The 18,218-nt window shown below is 70.1% G+C and carries 15 protein-coding genes; 6 read left to right on the top strand and 9 right to left on the bottom strand.

Features of this window, described 5'->3' with window-relative positions; all coding sequences use genetic code 11:
- The first annotated feature begins 14 nt into the window (after window positions 1–14).
- Window positions 15–3,197 carry an efflux RND transporter permease subunit gene (locus DA075_RS20895; protein ID WP_099954854.1) on the top strand — a complete coding sequence of 1,061 codons (3,183 nt, stop codon included), beginning with the start codon at window positions 15–17 and terminating at the stop codon, window positions 3,195–3,197.
- Between the two features lie 13 nt (window positions 3,198–3,210).
- Window positions 3,211–4,050, top strand: coding sequence for a polyphosphate kinase 2 (gene ppk2 / locus DA075_RS20890; protein WP_099954853.1), 840 nt, complete (start codon window positions 3,211–3,213; stop codon window positions 4,048–4,050).
- A 172-nt stretch (window positions 4,051–4,222) separates the two neighbouring features.
- Here the strand turns inward: ppk2 and atpC are convergent, their stop codons facing one another.
- Genes atpC through DA075_RS20860 form a run of 6 tightly spaced genes read right to left on the bottom strand, consistent with a single transcriptional unit; the run spans window position 4,223 to window position 10,543 of the window.
- Window positions 4,223–4,624 carry an ATP synthase F1 subunit epsilon gene (gene atpC / locus DA075_RS20885; protein ID WP_099954852.1) on the bottom strand — a complete coding sequence of 134 codons (402 nt, stop codon included), beginning with the start codon at window positions 4,622–4,624 and terminating at the stop codon, window positions 4,223–4,225.
- Between the two features lie 12 nt (window positions 4,625–4,636).
- Entirely contained in the window at window positions 4,637–5,419 is a 783-nt protein-coding gene (fabI, locus tag DA075_RS20880; RefSeq protein WP_099956708.1) for an enoyl-ACP reductase FabI, read from the bottom strand.
- A gap of 56 nt (window positions 5,420–5,475) precedes the next feature.
- A complete protein-coding gene (locus DA075_RS20875) occupies window positions 5,476–7,794 on the bottom strand; it encodes a DUF3141 domain-containing protein (protein WP_099954851.1) in 2,319 nt (772 codons plus the stop codon).
- Between the two features lie 28 nt (window positions 7,795–7,822).
- The gene (locus DA075_RS20870) at window positions 7,823–8,329 is read right to left on the bottom strand and encodes a hypothetical protein (protein ID WP_099954850.1); all 507 of its coding nucleotides are present in this window, start codon (window positions 8,327–8,329) and stop codon (window positions 7,823–7,825) included.
- Window positions 8,330–8,345: 16 nt separating this feature from the next.
- The gene (locus DA075_RS20865; RefSeq protein ID WP_099954849.1) at window positions 8,346–9,566 is read right to left on the bottom strand and encodes an acetate/propionate family kinase; all 1,221 of its coding nucleotides are present in this window, start codon (window positions 9,564–9,566) and stop codon (window positions 8,346–8,348) included.
- On the bottom strand, window positions 9,563–10,543 hold the full coding sequence (locus DA075_RS20860) for a phosphate acetyltransferase (RefSeq protein WP_099954848.1): 981 nt from the start codon (window positions 10,541–10,543) through the stop codon (window positions 9,563–9,565). Before DA075_RS20860 ends, DA075_RS20865 begins: the two co-directional genes overlap by 4 nt.
- A 515-nt stretch (window positions 10,544–11,058) precedes the next feature.
- Between DA075_RS20860 and DA075_RS20855 the strand changes: the two genes are divergently transcribed.
- Complete coding sequence (locus tag DA075_RS20855; RefSeq protein WP_099954847.1) at window positions 11,059–12,162, top strand: AI-2E family transporter; 1,104 nt, start codon at window positions 11,059–11,061, stop codon at window positions 12,160–12,162.
- A 45-nt stretch (window positions 12,163–12,207) separates the two neighbouring features.
- Here DA075_RS20855 and DA075_RS20850 read toward each other — a convergent pair whose 3' ends face one another.
- The gene (locus DA075_RS20850) at window positions 12,208–12,924 is read right to left on the bottom strand and encodes a DUF4344 domain-containing metallopeptidase (RefSeq protein WP_232387450.1); all 717 of its coding nucleotides are present in this window, start codon (window positions 12,922–12,924) and stop codon (window positions 12,208–12,210) included.
- 789 nt (window positions 12,925–13,713) lie between these two features.
- On the opposite strand from DA075_RS20850, the gene DA075_RS20845 reads away from it, so the two are divergent.
- On the top strand, window positions 13,714–14,106 hold the full coding sequence (locus DA075_RS20845; protein WP_099954845.1) for a hypothetical protein: 393 nt from the start codon (window positions 13,714–13,716) through the stop codon (window positions 14,104–14,106).
- Window positions 14,107–14,218: 112 nt separating this feature from the next.
- Complete coding sequence (locus tag DA075_RS20840) at window positions 14,219–14,674, top strand: phospholipase A2 family protein (protein ID WP_244936256.1); 456 nt, start codon at window positions 14,219–14,221, stop codon at window positions 14,672–14,674.
- Window positions 14,675–15,091: 417 nt separating this feature from the next.
- Here the strand turns inward: DA075_RS20840 and DA075_RS20835 are convergent, their stop codons facing one another.
- Both DA075_RS20835 and DA075_RS20830 read right to left on the bottom strand, forming a co-directional pair.
- Window positions 15,092–15,349, bottom strand: a complete 258-nt coding sequence (locus DA075_RS20835) for a hypothetical protein (RefSeq protein ID WP_099954844.1) — start codon at window positions 15,347–15,349, stop codon at window positions 15,092–15,094.
- 250 nt (window positions 15,350–15,599) lie between these two features.
- The gene (locus tag DA075_RS20830) at window positions 15,600–15,989 is read right to left on the bottom strand and encodes a hypothetical protein (RefSeq protein WP_123834375.1); all 390 of its coding nucleotides are present in this window, start codon (window positions 15,987–15,989) and stop codon (window positions 15,600–15,602) included.
- Window positions 15,990–16,860: 871 nt separating this feature from the next.
- Between DA075_RS20830 and DA075_RS20825 the strand changes: the two genes are divergently transcribed.
- Window positions 16,861–17,982: an AraC family transcriptional regulator gene (locus tag DA075_RS20825; RefSeq protein ID WP_099954842.1), complete on the top strand. Its 1,122-nt coding sequence runs from the start codon at window positions 16,861–16,863 to the stop codon at window positions 17,980–17,982.
- Window positions 17,983–18,218 lie beyond the last annotated feature (236 nt).

Here is an 18,218-nt window from a genome sequence, read left to right as displayed (position 1 = left end):
AAGGACCTGATCCGATGCTCTCCGCGATCTTCGTCGACCGGCCGCGCCTGGCGGTGGTGATCGCCATCGTCACGGCGATTGCCGGCGGGCTGGCGCTGCTGGCGATCCCTGTGGCCCAGTATCCCGACATCGTGCCGCCCCAGGTCTCGGTGACGACGACCTATCCGGGCGCCGCCGCCGACGTCGTCGAATCGACGGTGGCGCAGCCGGTCGAGTCGCAGGTCGTCGGCGTCGACAAGATGATCTACATGAAGAGCGTGAGCGGCAACGACGGCAGCTACACGCTCACCGCCTCGTTCGAACTCGGCACCGATCCCGACATCAACGCCGTCAACGTCAACAACCGGGTCCAGATCGCGCTGGCGAAGCTGCCCGAGGACGTGCGCAAGCAGGGCGTCACGGTCAAGAAGAAGTCCTCGGCGCTGCTCGGCGTGCTGGCAGTCTACTCGCCCAAGGCGATCCAGGACCCGTTGTTCATCTCGAACTACGTCACCATCAACCTGCTCGACCGGATCCGGAGCACGCCGGGCGTGGGCGACGCGACCCTGTGGGGCCCGCAGGACTACGCGATGCGGGCCTGGGTGCGCAGCGACCAGCTCACCGGCCTCAACCTGACCACCGGCGACGTCATCGGGGCGATCAAGGCCCAGAACGTCCAGGCGCCGGTCGGCCGCATCGGCGCCCGGCCGATCTCGGACGAGCAGCAACTCCAGCTCAGCATCCAGACGCAAGGGAGGCTCACCTCGCCCGAGCAGTTCCGCAACATCGTCCTGCGCACCAATCCGGACGGGTCGCTGCTGCGGCTCGGCGACGTCGCCCGGGTCGAGCTCGGCGCGGCGAGCCTCGACCGCGAGACGAGGCTCAACGGCAGCCCGGCGACCGTCATCGCGATCTACCAGTCGCCCGGCGCCAACGCGATCACGACCCTCAAGGAGGTCACCGCGCGGGTCGCGAGCCTGGCGAAGGCCTTTCCCGAAGGCCTCGAATGGAAGGTCACCTACGACCCCACCGCCTTCATCACCGAGACGGTGCACGAGGTTCAGAAGACCCTGGTCGAGGCCTTCGTGCTCGTCGTGATCGTGGTGTTCCTGTTCCTCGGCAGCCTGCGGGCGACCCTGATCCCGACGATCGCCGTGCCGGTGAGCCTGATCGGCACCTTCATCGCCCTGAAGGCGATCGGCTACTCGGCGAACTCGGTCTCGCTGCTCGCCCTGGTGCTCGCCATCGGCATCGTGGTCGACGACGCCATCGTGGTGGTCGAGAACGTCGAGCGGGTGATGGAGGAGCACCCGGACCTGTCCCCGCGCGAGGCGACGAAGCGCGCCATGGCGGAGATCACCGCGCCGATCGTCGCCATCACCCTGGTGCTGCTCTCGGTCTTCGTGCCGGTCGCCTTCGTGCCGGGCATCTCGGGCGAGCTGTTTCGCCAGTTCGCGGTCGCCGTGGCGGTCTCGATGCTGCTCTCGGCGATCAACGCGCTCACGCTCTCGCCGGCGCTCTGCGGCGTGCTGCTGCGGCCCCACCACGGACCGCGGCGCGGCCTCATGGGCCTCGTGATGCGGGCCATCGACGCCGTGCGCGACGGCTACGGCGCGGCGGTCGCCCGCATCGTGCGCCTGTCGGTCCTCGGCCTCGTGGTGACCCTCGCGGCGGCCTGGGGCACGGTTCAGCTCGCGCGGATCACGCCGACCGGGTTCCTGCCGGAGGACGACCAGGGCGCCTTCTTCGTGGTGGTGCAGCTGCCCGAGGGGGCCGCGGTGGCGCGCACCGCGGACGTGGCCGCGAAGGCCGAGGCGATCCTGCGCGAGGAGCACGCGGTGGCCGACGTCACGACGGTGGTCGGCCTCAACTTCATCGACAACTATTCGCAGAGCAACGCCGCCTTCCTGGTCGTCACGCTGAAGGCCTTCGAGGAGCGCAAAGGCGCCGGCGACGGCGCCGCCGCGCTGATCGCCCGGCTCGGCCAGCGCTTCCGCGAGATCCCGGGCGGCCTCGTCGTCCCGCTCGCGCCCCCGCCGATCATCGGGCTCGGCACCGGCGGCGGCTTCGCCTACGTGCTGGAGGACCTGCGCGGCGGCGATCCGCGCGAGCTCGCCCAGGTCCTGCGCGGCCTGATCGTCGCGGCCAACCAGGAGCCGAAGCTCAGCCGCGTGTTCAGCACCTTCTCGGCGACGAACCCCTCGGTCTTCCTCGACATCGACCGCAACAAGGTCCAGATCCTCGGCGTCTCCCTCGACAGCGTGTTCCAGGCGCTGCAAGCCTCGCTCGGCGGCTACTACGTCAACGACATCAACCTGTTCGGCCGGACCTGGCAGGTCCAGGTCCAGGCGGAGGCGAGCGACCGCCAGAAGATCGACGACATCTACCGCATCAACGTGCGCAACCGGGACGGCCAGATGGTGCCGCTGCGCAGCCTCGCCGAGGTGCGCATCGTCGTCGGACCGCCCGCGCTCATCCGCTACAACAACCTGCGCGCCGTGTCGGTGCAGGGCGGGCCGGCCCCGGGCGTCTCCTCGGGCCAGGCGCTCGCCGCCATGGAGGCGGTCGCTGTCCGGACCCTGCCGGCGGGCTTCAGCGGCGAATGGACCGACACGGCCTTCCAGGAGAAGCGGGCGGAGGGCAAGACCGCGATCATCCTTGCCTTCGCGGTGCTGTTCGCCTTCCTGTTCCTGGTCGGGCTCTACGAGAGCTGGACGATCCCCGTGCCGGTGCTGCTCTCGGTCACGGTCGGCATCGTCGGTGCCTTCGCGGCGATGGTCTGGGGCGGGCTCACCCTCGATCTCTACGCGCAGATCGGCATGGTGGTGCTGATCGGGCTGGCTGCCAAGAACGGCATCCTCATCGTCGAGTTCGCCAAGGAGCAGCGGGAGAAGGGCGTCGCGCTGCACGAGGCCGCCACGGAAGGCGCGCGGCTGCGGTTCCGGCCGGTGATGATGACCTCCTTCGCCTTCATCCTCGGCCTGCTGCCGCTCGTCGTGGCGACCGGCGCCTCGCAGCTCGCCCGGAAGAATGTCGGCACGCCGGTCTTCGGCGGCATGATCGCCGCCTCCTTCCTCGGCATCTTCGTGATCCCGCCGCTCTACGTCGTGTTCCAGAGCCTGCGCGAGCGGGCCTGGCGGATCCTCGGCGGCAAGAAGACGGAGCCGGCGCCACCGAAGGCGCCGGAGGGCGTGCCGGAGCACCTGCCGGCGGAGTAGAGGAGGACGCGCCATGGACGAGACCGGCCGGGGCTTGGCAACGGACCTGCCCGACGCCCCGATCGAAACCGCCGCGGAGGGCCGGCTGAAGCGCAAGGTCTACGAGCGCGAACTGCGCAAGCTCCAGGTCGAGCTCTGCCACATGCAGGCCTGGGTGCGGGCGACCGGGGCGCGCATCATCGTCGTCTTCGAGGGCCGCGACGCGGCCGGCAAGGGCGGCACCATCAAGGCGATCACCGAGCGGGTCAGCCCCCGGGTGTTCCGGGTCGTCGCGCTGCCCGCGCCCTCGGACCGGGAGAAGAGCCAGCTCTTCCTCCAGCGCTACCTCGCGCATTTCCCGGCCGGCGGCGAGGTCGTGATCTTCGACCGCTCCTGGTACAACCGCGCCGGGGTCGAGACCGTGATGGGCTTCTGCAACGAGGCGGAGCAGCGGCGCTTCCTCTCCCTCTGCCCGCAGGTCGAGCGGTTCATCGCCGGCGGCGGCATCCAGCTCGTCAAGTTCTGGCTGGAGGTGGGGCGGCCTGAGCAGAAGCGGCGCTTCGAGGCGCGCATCGACGATCCCCTGCGGCAGTGGAAGCTCAGCCCGATGGACCTCGAATCCTACCGGCGCTGGTACGAGTATTCCCGCGCCCGCGATGCGATGCTGGCCGCCACCGACAGCGACGACCTGCCCTGGTACGTGGTGCGCTCGGACGACAAGCGGCGGGCGCGGCTCAACTGCATCGCGCACCTCCTCCACCTCATCCCATACAAGAGGCTCGAGGCCGAGCCGGTGACGCTGCCCAAGCGCGACAAGAAGCACGCCTACGACGACACCCTGCGCGACCGGCGCTTCGTGCCCGAACGATACTGATACCGCCGCGCCCTCGCACGGGGTCGCTCGAAGGCGCGGCGGCATCAGAAGACATGGGCCCAAGATATTGACGAATCAGGCTGTTGGTCCGTCTCGAATTTTCGATGACGAACCAGGGTCCTGGCAACAATCCGAGACCGAAGCCAAAGGTCGGTTTCAACGCCCTTTGGTATCACAGCGCGAGGCTCGACCTGATCTGTTCGAGCCGGCTGATCGAAACCTCGCAGCGGGCCTTCTCGTCGAGATCCTCCGAGCTGTCCTGCTCCATGCGGATCTGCGCGATCTCGGCGTCGATCCGATCGAAGGTCATCTCCTCCACCGCCGTCACGCGCTCCGCCAGGATGGTGACGCGGGTCGCCGTGACCTCGGCGAAGCCGCCGCTCACATAGGCGCGGCGGCCCGTCCCGGTCGCGTCGGTCGCGAAGACGATCCCGGCTTGCAGCAGGGTGACGATCGGCGCATGGCCGGGCAGGATCGTCATGTCGCCATCGGCGCCCGGCAGCAGCACCGAGCGGACCTCTCCCGAGAACACGATGCGCTCGGGCGACACGAGTTCGGCGATGAGTCCAGCCATGATGACCTCCCGTCACGCCATGATGCTGAGGCCGCCGTCGACGTAGACGGTCGTGCCCGTGAGACGGGCCGCGTAGGGCGTCGTCAGGAAGGCGGCGGTGAGGCCGACATCGTCGATGTCGACGAGCTCGCCGATCGGGGCGCGCTGGATCGCCGCGTTGAGGAGGAGGTCGAAATCCTTGAGGCCCGACGCGGCGCGGGTCTTGAGGGGGCCGGGCGACACGGCGTGGACGCGGATGCCGCGGTCGCCGAGCTCGTAGGCGAGGTAGCGCACGGCGCTCTCCAGCGCCGCCTTGACCGGTCCCATCAGGTTGTAGTTCGGCACGACCTTGTTGGCGCCGTGGTAGCTCATCGTCAGGAGCGTGCCGCCCCCGCTCATCAGCGGCGCGGCGAGCCGCGCCATCCGCACGAAGGAGTGGCAGGACACGTCCATGGCGATGCCGAATCCCTCGCGGGAGCTGTCGACCAGCCGGCCCTGCAGATCCTTCGCCGGCGCGAAGGCGATCGCGTGGAGCGCGATGTCGAGCCCTCCCCAGGTCTCGGCGACCTGCCGGAACACCCCCTCGAGATCCCCGTCCTTCTGGACGTCGCACGGCACGAGGATTGGCGCGTCGAGCTCGCGCGCGAGCGGCTCGACGAAGGGCCTCGCCTTCTCGTTGAGGTAGGTCAGGGCGATCTGCGCCCCGAGCCGCCGGAAGACCCGGGCGCAGCCATAGGCGATCGAGTGCTCGTTGGCGACGCCGAGGATGAGGGCGCGCTTGCCCGCGAGGGCGGTGCCGTCGGGGATCTGCGTCATGGCGGTCATCTCCGCGGTCATCTCCGGACGTGTCGTCTTCCCGGTCTGACGCGAACTCAGCCGGCTCTGCGGCGACGAGGGGCCGGCCCGGTGGCAGGCACCGCCTCGGGAGCCGGTGCGAGGAGGTCGTGGAACCGCTGGATCATGGCGCGCTGCTCCGGCGCGAGGTCGAGGCGGCCCGCCAGGCGGTCGAGGATGTCGAGGAGGCGGCGGCGCTCCTCGGCCGTCCGAACCAGGTCCGGCAGCGCGGCCAGCGCGCGCTCGGGCGCCTGATCGACGATCGCCGATTGCCGCCGGATCAGCTCGGCCGCTGCATCCGCCGGCATGTCGAGCAGGCCGACGTCGCGGCCGACGGCGTCGCGGATGCGCTTGAAGGCGGACAGGCGCCGGGCCCCGCGGCCGAGCCGGGAGATGAGCAGGCCGGCCCGGACCGCCGCCTCGGTGAAGCCGCCCTCCGAGATCCGGCCCATGGCATCGGAGGGAGCCGGCGGCGCGCCGGCCGCCTGGCCGGGGGCCTGCGCCTCCCCGGCCGGCGCGAGCACGCTCATCGTGCCGTAGACCGTGTAGAACAGGTTCTCGACGGCCGCGTCGCGCATTTGCCGGTAGAGGTCCCACCCCGCCGTGATCCCGGCTGCCGCCATGCGCTCGGTCGCCGCGAGGGCGCCCGCCTCGTCGCGGTGGACGCGGTGGCCCCGCACGAGGTCGGCGACGGGGCCGAGCCGCGCCAGGGCCGGGTTGAGGTCGGACAAGGCCCAGTGCCGGACCCGGAGCGGATGCAGCGCCCGCGACCACGCCCCGATCTCCCGCGGCAGCCAGGCGCTCAGGACCGGATGGACGAAAGTCTCGTAGGCGGCCGCGTTGAGGTCCGAGACCCGGCTCACCGCCGCGAACGGCACCTCGTCCTTGCGGGCGTATTTCTGGAGGCGCTGCAGGTCCTCGACCCGCAATTCGCGTAAGGCGGCGTCGTAGCGCACCCTTCCGTCGACGCGCTCCTCCTCGACCGTCATGCCGTAGAGCCCCGGCGGCAGGTGCTCGATGTACTCGAGGAGGTCGACGATCTGCGAATGCTCGCGCCGGGCGACGCCCGCGGAGACGAAGATGCCGAGATGCCCGATGCTCTCGTGCATCAGCCCGACGATGACCTGCCCGTTGGCCTTCAGGTCCGCGGTCGTCGGATAGAGGTCGGCGATCCAGTTGAAGGCCTGCTGCGGCGGGGTGATGTTGTCGCCGAGCGAGGCGAACAGGATGATCGGCGAGCGGATCGCCCGCAGGTCGAACGCCTGGCCCTCCGCCCATTCGGCGTTCCCGGCGGCGAGCCGGTTGCCGACGAACAGGTTGTCGACGATCCAGCGGATCTCCTCCCGGTTCATCAGGAAGTACCCGCCCCACCAGCGCTCGAACTCGAGGTAGCGCGGCGGCTCGGTGTCGATCTTCGAGAACAGGGTGTAGGATTTCCCGAACCAGGTGTTGGCGGGATTGAGGGACTCGAAGTTGTCGACGAGGTGGGCGCCGTCGAAGACGCCGCCGCCGAGATCGCTGGCGAGGAGCGCCGTCCAGGTCCCGCCGAGCATGCCGCCGGCGTAGCGCATCGGGTTCTCGGCGTCGTTGCCGGCCCAGTAGGACATCGGCGCGCCGTTCACCACGATCGGTCCGACGGTCTCGGGGTCGAGGGCGCCCACCAGCATCGCGGCCCAGCCGCCCTGGCAATTGCCGACGATGACGGGCTTGCCGCGCGTCGGATGGCGCTCGCGCACGAGGCGCACGAAGGCGGCTTCCGCCTGCGCGACGTCCGCCAGCGTCTGGCCCGGCACCGGCTCGGGAAAGAAGATCGCCACGTAGACCGGATGGCCGGCGCGCAAAGCCATGCCGACCTCGGAATCCGGCTTGAAGCCGCCGATGCCCGGCCCGTGCCCGGCCCGCGGGTCGATGATGAGGTAGGGGCGCTTCTCCTCGTCGACCGGGGTGCCCGGTGGGGGCACGATGCGCGCCAGGGCGTAGTTCGCCGGCCGGTCGAAGCGGCGGGCATCGGCCACGACCTCGTAACGGAAGGCGAGGAGCGGCGGCTTGCCGGCCGCCTCGTGCGCCAGCCAGCCGTTGCCGCGCTGCCGGAGCGTGTCCCAGAACAGGAGCGAGCGCTGGGTGAAGTCGATCCAGTAGGTGAGCGCGTCGCCGGCGGCCTGCACGGGGGTCGTCGGCCTGGCACTCTCCATCCAGGCGCGGCTCGCCCCCTGCATCGCGTCGAGATAGGCGCCGAACGCCGCGGTGCAGCGATCCCGGTAGACCTCGGCGACGCGCGCCTGGAGCGAGAGGAGGGAGGGCGGCCCCGCGGCGGCCTCGGCCGGCCGGGGGTCGGCGTCGATCACGGGTTCGGCCATGGCGGGTTGATCCTGTGTTGGGGGGCGCTCAATGCGGCGCGGGCTTCCAGGTGAGGAAGAAGCCGATGTCGCCCGGCATGCCGTCCGGCCAGTCGACGACCAGCGCCTTGAGGCCGTAGCCGGCGGGCTGCAGGCGGTCGCGCCAGAACTCGTAGGCCTGACGCGGCCGGCCGGTCAGGGTCTCGGCCCACCCTGCCTCCGCGTTGTTGATCGCCCGGCCCTTGTCGCTACACATCAGGTTCGGGAAGCGCATCACCAGAAGCTCCTTCTGGCCCTGCTCGGCGGCGATGCGGAGCTTGTGCAGCAGGCTCTGCGTGATCTCGGCCACCTTCTCGGGCGTGACCGCCAGGGGCTCGGCGAGCTGCTTGATCAGCTCCTCCCGCGCCTTGCCGGCACGGTCCTGGCCCTCCATCTCCTTCATGACCTTGGCGGCGCGCATGCGCGCCGAGTAGGCGGCGAGATCGTCCGCCGACATGAAAGGCTCGTTGCCGATCACGGCGGGATTCGCCGCGGGCGTCGTCGTCAGCGTCTCCATTGCGTTCTCCTCGGGGTCAGGGCGCCGTCCGGCGCGGATCGTCGAGCACCTCGCCCATTCCGCGGGCGATCATGGCTTCCTCGTCGGTGGGGATGACGTAGGCCTGGGGGCCGGAGCCGGCGGTGATCCGCGGACCGCCCGCCGCGTTCGCGGCCTCGTCGAGCCGGAAGCCGGCCCAGGCGGCGCCCCGCAGCACCTCGGCCCGGGTCGCGGGGTCGTTCTCGCCGATGCCGCCGGTGAAGACGAGGCCGTCGATCCCGCCGAGCGCCGCGACGAGCGAGCCGAGCTCGCGCCCGATGCGGTAGACGAAGAGGTCGATGGCCGTCCGCGCGCGCCGGTCCTCGGCGGCCCGGGCGCGCAGCGTCCGCATGTCGTTCGACAGGCCCGAGACGCCCAGGAGACCCGAGCGGGTGTAGAGCAGGCGCTCCGCCTCGTCCGCGTCGAGCCGCATCTCCCGCAGCAGGTAGAACACCACCCCGGGATCGAGGCTGCCGCAGCGCGTGCCCATCGGCAGCCCGTCGAGGGCCGAGAAGCCCATCGTGGTGGCGATGCTGCGCCCGCGCGCGAGGGCGCACAGGCTCGCGCCGCTGCCCAGATGGGCCGCAACCACGCGGCCTGCCGCGAGGGCGGGCGCATGGGCGCTGAGCTGCCCGGCGATGAAGGCGTAGGACAGGCCGTGGAAGCCGTAGCGGCGCACCCCCCGGTCGGCGACCTCCGCCGGCAGCGCGAAGAGCTGCGCGACCTCCGGCTGGGCGCGATGGAAGGCGGTGTCGAAGCAGGCCACCTGCGGCAGGTCCGGGAAAAGCCGGCGCACGATGCGGATCGGCGCGAGGTTGTGCGGCTGGTGCAGGGGCGCGAGCGGGACGAGGCGCTCCAGGGCCGCCAGCACGGCATCGTCGATCCGCACGGGCGCGGCGTAATTCGTGCCGCCATGCACGACCCGGTGCCCGACCGCCGCCAGCCGGTGCCCGCTCCGGTGGTCCCGCAGCCACGCGGCGACGTGGCGGAGGGCCTCCTCGTGACCGAAGCCGTCCGCGGCGAAGAGCTCGTCGGCCACGACCGCGCCGGACTCGTCGCGCACGATCATGTGCGCCGCGCCGCCGAGCCCCTCGAAGAGGCCGCGGTAAAGGCGGCGCGGCGCGCCGCCCTCTCCGGGCTCGACGGCTTCTCCGCGTTCGAAAACCTGGAACTTCAGGCTCGAGGAGCCGGCATTCAGCACGAGCGAGGCCGGGATCATCGGTCGGCCTCCGGCGGCGGCTTGGCGGCGCGATGGCTCGCGGCGAACAGCGAGGCGACGGCGCAGGAGGCGAGACGCGTCAGGCGCGAATCGGCCCGGCTCGTCAGGATGATCGGCACCCGGGCGCCGAGCACGATCCCGGCGGCGTCCGCCTCGGCGAGGAAGGTCAGGCTCTTCGCCAGCATGTTGCCGGCCTCGAGATTCGGCACGACCAACACGTTGGCACGGCCGGCGACCGGCGACCGGATCTTCTTGATCGCCGCGGCGCCGAGGTCGATGGCGTTGTCGAGGGCGAGCGGCCCGTCGAGGACCGCTCCGGTGATCTGGCCGCGATCGGCCATCTTGCAGAGCGCGGCGGCGTCGACGGTCGAGGGGATCTTCGGGTTGACCGTCTCCATCGCCGACACGATCGCGACCCGCACCACGTCGACGCCGAAGGAATGCGCGAGGTCGATCGCGTTCTGGACGATGTCGCGCTTCTCCTCGAGCGTCGGGGCGATGTTGATGGCGGCGTCGGTGACGATGAGGGGATCGTCGTGGTTCGGCACGTCCATCACGAAGCAATGGCTGAGGCGACGCGCCGTCCGCAGGCCGCCCTCGCGCCGCACCACCGCGCTCATCAGCTCGTCGGTGTGAAGACTGCCCTTCATGAGGGCCCCGGCCTCCCCGGCCCTCACCAGGGCCACGGCCCTTGCCGCGGAATCGTGGCTATGGGCCGCCTCGACGATCCGGAGCGTCGCGAGATCCCGGCCGCAGGAGGCGGCCGCAGCGGCGATCTTCGGCCGCGGCCCGACCAGGATCGGCTCGATCAGCCCGAGATCCGCCGCCTCCAGCGCCGCGCCGAGCGAGGCCTCGTCGCAAGGATGCGCGACCGCGACCGTGAGGCGGGCCCGCGCCTGCGCGGCGGCGATCAGGCGTTCGTACTTCTCGTGCCGGCGACGGCGGGCCGGCGCCTCCTGCGTCGTCGAATGCGCCACGTTGCTTCCTCCGGGGTGAGGCGGGACGCAGCCCCGGCGACGAGCGGTTCGAGCCGGCGACGGGTCGTCGGGCTGTGCCCGCCTCCGCGGATCACCCCGATGCCTGTCGGCAATCTCGCAGCGGATGCGCCCCGCCGCTTGATCGGTCGGGACACCGCGCGACGACACGCGGCGGTGCCGGACCGCCGGATGCCCCGCCGTCCTCCCCGAGCCCGCTCCCGTGCGACCCTCCGGGGCCGTGCCGTTCATGGACGGCCGGAACAGCGACGGTCCTGCGCAAGAGATCGGCCCGTCGCGATGGCGGGATCGAAGACGTCTTGATCTACCTCAAGGACCCCTGTCGAACTCCGATCATCATGTGGCGTGCGAAAGCATCGCCGTTACGATTTGGCGAATAAAGGAGCGTGAGCCTCGACGCGCGACCGCGTGTCTTTGCCATGAATGATGGCCCTGCCCGTGTTCGACGAACGAGTTTTCCGTTACCGCCACGCTTAGCCGATCGAGCCGCCGTCGTGATGGACAACGACACGCCACAACCGGACCTTCCGTCCTCGCCGGCGGGCCTGTTCGATAGCATTCTTCAAATCGGCCTGATCGCGGCGCTGGTCTATGCCTGCGGCCGTATCCTGTCGCCGCTCTCCGAGATCCTGCTCTGGTCGGCGATCCTGGCCGTCATGCTGTACCCGCTGCATCGCCGCCTGCTCGTCCGCGCCGGCGAGCGCGGGTCGGCGCTGCTGATCGGGCTGGTCGGCATCGCGGTCATGCTGTCGGCGACGATCCTGGTCGTGACGTCGCTCGGATCGTCCGTCTTCGCGGTCCTCTCCGACCTGCGAGACCAGACGCTGACCGTACCGCCCCCGCCGCCCCGGCTCGCCGACCTTCCGCTGATCGGCCGACCGCTGACGGAGGCCTGGGCCCTCGCCGCGACCAACGCGCCGGCGGCCCTCGCGCGGTACGGCCCGATGCTGAAGCGGCCGGCAGCGTGGCTCCTCTCCGCCGCCCGGCGCCTCGCCGCCGGCGAGCTGTCGTTCGTTCTGTCCTTCGCGATCGCCGCGATCCTCGTCGGGTACGGCAAGGGGGCGGCCGGGTTCACGCGGCAGCTCCTGGTGCGAGCCACGGGCAGCACGGTCCGGGGCGCGGAACTCGCGGGGCTGGCCGTCGACACCATTCGCGGCGTGGCCGTGGGCATCGTCGGCGTGGCGGTGATCCAGTCCCTCCTTCTCGGAGCCGGCTTCTTCGTCATCCGCCTTCCGGCGGCCGGCCTGTGGACGCTCGTCTCCCTGCTTCTCTGCATCGTCCAGGTGCCGGCCGTCATCCTGACCATTCCGGTGATCGGCTACGTCTTCGCCACCCACGAGACGCTGCCGGCGCTCGCCTTCGCGGTCTGGACGCTCGGCGCCGGGTTGAGCGACAACATTCTCAAGCCCTTGCTGCTCGGCCGGGGCCTCGACGTCCCGATGCCCGTCGTCCTGGCCGGCGTCGTCGGCGGCGTGATGGCCAACGGTCTTCTCGGCTTGTTCATCGGGCCGGTCGTGCTGGCGACAGGGTATGTGCTGATGGTCAGATGGGTGAGGCGCCGCACGAGCGAGGACGCGCAGGCCATCGTGAGCGACGAGTAGCCGTCCTCGCCGCGCCCGATGGCGGTTGCCGCCGGCCGGTCGGGATCAGTCCAGCCAGCGAAAGGCGCGGCGGACCCGATCGCGCTCCCACCGTCCGCCCCGGAGATGATGCCGGAAGAGCTTGCGCAGCGAGGACATGGCCAGATCGTACTCCGCCCCGCAATGGTCGGCGCGTGGTCGCGGCAGGGCGCCGCTCGCGACGAGGTCGCCGAAGGTGTGGCGGTCGGCCCCGTAGGCGAGGCAGAGCAGGCTGTAGAGGCGCTGGAGCGCCAGGCTGTGATCGTCGGCGAGCAACACCGTCCCCAGCGGCTCGTCGGCCGCAAGGCTGCGGAAGAGGCGTGCGATGCCGTCGACGACATGCCGGGCTTGCGCCGGCGGCAATTCGAGCAGGACGAGCGCCGCGAACTGGTCGGCGGCATCCTCCTCCCGGCCAAGCACCGGCACCTCGAGCAGGTCGTACAGGGCATGCCCGGTCTCGTGCAGGAAGGCCTGGGCGATGAGGCCGAACACCACGTCGCGGCGCATCCCGCCGCCCCGGACCGTGTCCTCAGGCACCCGGTCCTCCACGTCCCGGACATACTCGTAGCAGACCGTGACCGTGCGAGTCCTGGGCTCGTACCACGCATCGGCCTCGCCTCGGCACCCCGAGAACCGGAGGGTCAGCGACCGCGGCAGGCGTATGCCGGCGGCGATCTCCCGCAGGCCTTCGAGGACGCGGCGCTTCTTGACCTTGCGGTAGATCGCGAGCGACTCCGGGCGCACGGGGCGGTCGTAGACGATACGGATCGGAGCATCCGGACCCGGGTTCGCACGCACCGGTCCGGCGCTGAGCGCCAGTGCCAATCCCACGACTACCCTGATCCGATCGGCGCACCGCATTCCGTCATCCTGGAGATCCGGCAGAGTGAGGCCGACCTCGCGCGCGGGGTCGTGCGACGCGCGGAGGCGGCGACGGGACCTCGACGGTCCAGAGTTCAAGACGAGAGACCGACCGGGAGACCCATTCGCCGAAAGCAGGATGGAGCCTCGAGCCTCCCCGATGACGGTTGTTCGCGAGGTTGCAGAAAAAATTAAGGCGATTTGATATAAAATCAGATAAATTAAAAATTCATCATGTTACTTTATCATATATTTATTTGACATAATAGACGGTATCATTTCGAATTGATCATCATTTATCCATATCGTGCGGCAAGTTGCAATTGCGCCTACATGTGCGTTTTTCAATCCCTTCTGCAAAAATCCGTGACCGACGCTATCCGACGAGCAGGCCGCCTTCTTCGGCAAGAAGAACAGATCCCAAGGATGACCGATCCCCTGGCGAGTGCTTGATCGAACGAGACTCATACCTGGGGCGGAGTCTGTGCGACATCTGCCCTGCGCGGCACCGTGGCCTGTCCGATCAAGCGCGCGGGGACCCCGCACGCTACCGTCCGGCAGAGCCGGCGAGAGGGCGGTGCGCATGGGCAGCCGTCGCATCCGACCGCCGCTCGTGCCTGCCCGCAACGGGCAGAGCATCGATCGGCTCGCCGGGAGGAAGGAGACAGACCTATGAAGCGCTTCATCATCGCAGCATCGGCCATGGCCGCGCTGCTTCTCACGACCGCCGCCGAGGCGCGAGGCGGCGGCTTCCATGGCGGCGGCTTCCATGGCGGCGGCTTCCGCGGCGGCGGCTACCGGGGCGCGGGCTATCGGGGCGGCGTCCATGGCGGGCGCGTGGCCGGCTACCGGGGTGGGTACGGCTACCGGGGCGGATACGCCTATCGCGGCCGCTACGGCTACCGGGGCGGGTACGGTTATGGCCGGTACGGTTATCGGCCCTACGGCGTCGCGGCCGGCGTCGCCGGGGCTGCGGCCGCGGCCGGCTATTACGGCGCGACCCGCGGCGGATGCGGCCCCTACCGGTACTGGGATGCCTATGCGGGCCAGTGCCGACCCTATTGAGGGTGTCCGCGCCGCCCGTCCCGGGCGGCGGCGTTCTTGCGGGGAGAGCGTCGCCCCTACCCGAACAGGCGACGCTCGTCCCGACGTTGCGCTAACGCACGGAGTGACCGTCATGCGCAGACCGGTTGCGATTCTCCTCTTCGCCGCCGCAGGGCTGTCCTGCGCGCAAGCGCAACCGGGTGGGGACAGGCGGGAGCCGTCCCTGCTCGTGCACGGCAACTATTGCGGCTTGGGAAACCGGTTCCCGCTCCCGCCGGTCGACGCGCTCGATGCGGCCTGCGCGCGGCACGACGCCTGCACGCCGTCGGGCGGGCTCCCGTCCCGCCTATGCAACCTGCGCCTGTTTCAGCGGGCGGACCTCATCGCGCGAGACCCGCGCCAGCCCGACGACGTGCGCGCCGCCGCCGGCTTCATCGCCTTCGGCGCGACGGTGCTGCCGTTCGATCCCGAGCCTCCCGTGGTCGCCGCGGCCTCACGGTGGAACGCTCCGTATCCGTACCGCCAAAGTCTAGACCGCCGAGATCCATACCACCAAGATCCCTACCGGCGGGCACGGTTCGCATACTGACCCGCCGCACCGGGCCGTCCCGATCGCCCAAAGCACCGCCAAGATCGCCCAAGCACTGCCGAGCAAGCACTGCCGGGGGAGAGACCTGAGGCGAGAGAGAACGGAGGACGGCCCTGCGCGCCCCACTCCTGTGTTCCGTGCCAGGGACGGGACGCGCGCCGCTGCCGGCCCATCGGGCGTGCGGGCGAGGGACGCGCGCCCCGGACCCGAGGAGAAGAGGGCCCGAGGAGTAGACGCCGTCAGCCGACGCCCGACCCACCATCACGAGGAGCGACCGCTGTCTCGCACGACCGGGAACACGGGTCGCCGCGAGAAGTCCTGCGGACAGGCCCCCAGCCTGCGGGCCGGGCTCCTCGCGAATCGTCATCAGGGCCGGCCTTGCGTTCGTCGACGCCGGATGCCAGCTCAGCCTGGATCTCACCCATCGTCATCCTCGTCCTCGATCATCTTCTGGCTGCGGGTCTCGACCGCCTCGCGCACGCCGCCGATGATCCTGGCCGCGACCAGCCGCATCCGCTCCTTCTGATCCGGACCGAGGGTCTGGGAGAGGGGCTGCCACGCATCGGAGAGCCGCCTGAGCGCAGCCGACCGCTGGCCGAGCGAGTCGGCGCGCGTCCGCATCGGGGCGACCGGAATGACGATCGCGCTGCCTGCGCCGATGATGCACCTTTGCATCGCGGCCTCGTTCAGGGAGGTGTCACAGGGGCCTCTCGGGCGCGGGAAGGCGGCCGCCGACAGGTCGGGCGTCCGTTCTCCGCGTCGTCTCGCAAGTCGTCTCGCAAGTCGTCTCGCAAGTCGTCGCGGAGAGGAGATCCGGCCGACGCGGATTCCCTCGGCCGCGAACGAGGCCGCGTTTCCCGGTCGGCTGTCGCGCCGGACGTCTGCCCTTCCGGGCGGTGTGGTCCGACGCGACGGCCGGCCTCCATCAGTGACTGATGACGCGCATGACCCGGCGCGACCCGAGATCGACAACCACCGCGTGATCGTCCGGCGAGATGTAGTAGCCGTAATATCCGACCGGGTTCAGGCCCGGGATCGACACGTTCTGGAACGAGCCGAGTTCGAGCCAGGACGGAATCACGCTGCCGCGTCCGACGCGCACGCCGCTCGGCTCGGAGTAGCGGGGCCCTGAATCGAACAAGGTCTCGATCGTGCCGGGCTCGCCGCCGGACATCAGCACGCCGCGTTGAGCGAGCTGCGGGTTGACGCGCACCACCAGCGGCTGGGCCGACGCAGTGGCGCAGGCGAGCCCGCCCACCGCCGGCAGTCCGAACCCGGCAGCCAGATGCACCCAGCGCACTATACGACGCAGCATCGCTCTCCTCCTCGCCATGTATGCGATAGACCGGAAGGTCGATCTCAGTGTGATCAGACTTCTGGGAGCACGCTTGATCTATCGAGACACGCGTATGAGGTCGCCGGAAAGTTTAGATCACAGGATGGTTGTCACAGGGTGGCGGCATGGCCGGACAGCGATCGACAGCTCAGCTCGAGCGACAGGAGTCTGTCCCGTTGCGGCGCAGCCGGTCACGGCGGTTCCCGGCCCGCGACGGAATCCTGCGCGGCACGCCCCCCTGCGCGGCCGACCGCTCGTCGAGGCTGGCCCTGCTCGGCGCATCGCACGGGCGAACCATGACGGCGACGCGACTTGCCGGTCTACATGCCGGATTGCATGAAGACGCAAAATGACTTTTTCACTCCAGCGGCATCCCAATGCTTTCGGTCGTGGCAGAACACCGCTGCCGCAACAGCTGGACAATGTTGATCCATGTCAAGGCTGACCGTCACACGACGATTACCGTTCTGATAACGCGCTGCGGCCGGGAGGAACTCCGTGTCGTCGCCGAGCGGGGCCGTGTTTCTGCTTGCGAGACAGTCGCGCTCACGATCGCAGAATCCGGCCGCCGGCCGCACGGTCCCCGGCACTTTCGCGATCGCTCAGGACCAGGTCATCATGGAATTGTTTTTTGATATATAAAAATTCCATATTGATAAATAAAATCAATCGAAATCGTCTTATAAGCCTGTGACGCGGAAGCAAATTGCGCTTCACGACACGATAAGATTGTCAAAATAGACTTTCCGCGGCCGGAATACTTCACATCATGCCGGTCTGCATCACACCGGAAGGCTCGGCCCCGGCGCTTCCGCGGGATGGTCATGAGGCAGGATTGGGAGGTACGGGCATGACGACGTTGCTCTCCGTGGGCCGCGAGCGATCGACACGGAAGGATGCTGGTGGAGACGGCGCCTATGGGCCGCCGATCGCCCTCGGCTTCGTCTCCGGCAGTGCCGTCGAGGCGGTGTGCAAGACCCTGGCCGCGCTCGGGATCGCGCCGGATCGGCTGCTCGCGCAGAGCGGCATCGATCCGCACGGCCTCGGGCGTGACGATGCAGTCTCGTTCTCCGCGCTCGGCCGTCTGATGGTCGCTGCCGCGCACAGGAGCGGCTGCCCCCATTTCGGCCTCCTCGTCGGGCAGCGCACGACCCTGGCCTCCCTCGGGCAGCTCGGCGTGCTGATGCGGAACACGCACACGCTCGGCGATGCCCTGCGGGCGCTCGCGCTGCATCAGGGCCTCTTCGATCGCGGCGCCGTCATCGATGTCATGGTAAAGGGGCCGGTCGCCGTCGCCTGCTACGCGCCTTACGAACCGGACGCCGACGGCATCGCGCTTCACTGCGAGCGGGCGCTCACCGCGATGACGAACGTCGTGCGCGCCCTCGGCGAGCCGGATTGGGCGCCCGACGAGGTGCTGGTGCCGCGCCGGCAGCCGCAGGACACGAAGCCCTACGCGGACGTCTTCCGCGCCCCCGTGCGCTTCGAGCAGGAGATCGCCGCGCTGGTCTTCCCGGCGGCGCTCCTCGGGCATCCGGTCGGCGGCGCGAACCCGGCCCTGCGCAGGATCGCCGAGCGCCGCCTGTGCCGGGCCGCGGCCGGCGACCTCACGGACGAGCTGCGCCGTCATCTCAGGACGATCCTGATCCGGGGGCGACTCAGCGCGCAGCGGGCCGCGGAGACGATGGCGGTCCACCGGCGAACGCTGAGCCGGCGCCTGAAGGCGGCGGGGACCTGTTACCGGTCGGTGGCGAACGAGACCCGCCTCGCCGTCGCGCGGCAATTGCTCGCCGATACCGATCTCGGCCTGGCGGAGATCTCCGCCGCCCTCGACTTCTCGGAGCCTGCCGCCTTCACGCACGCGTTCCGGCGCTGGACCGGAACGACGCCGAGCGCGTGGCGCAGGGATCGGCGGAGAGGCGTGGCGACGATGGACCAGTTCGCCCCGGGCCAGGGCGGAGAGGCGCCGTAACGGCCTTGTGGCCGCCGCCGATCGGCGGGGCCCGTCGGCTCCCGCGCGGTCGTCCCTGCCTCCCTTCCTGCATCGACGCCCCGGCCGCCCGGGCCGGCGAGCCCGGCGATCGACGCCTCGATGGCCATGGCTGTGGGCAGCGCGAGACGGACGATGCGCGCTTGCCCGTCCGCCGTCCCACCCACTCGGTCCACGTTCGGGACCGAAGGCGGCGAAGCCGGGACGACGGCCTGAGA

The sequence above is a fragment of the Methylobacterium currus genome (genome assembly GCF_003058325.1).
Taxonomy (GTDB): domain Bacteria; phylum Pseudomonadota; class Alphaproteobacteria; order Rhizobiales; family Beijerinckiaceae; genus Methylobacterium; species Methylobacterium currus.
This window is presented reverse-complemented; position numbering and strand designations above follow the sequence as displayed.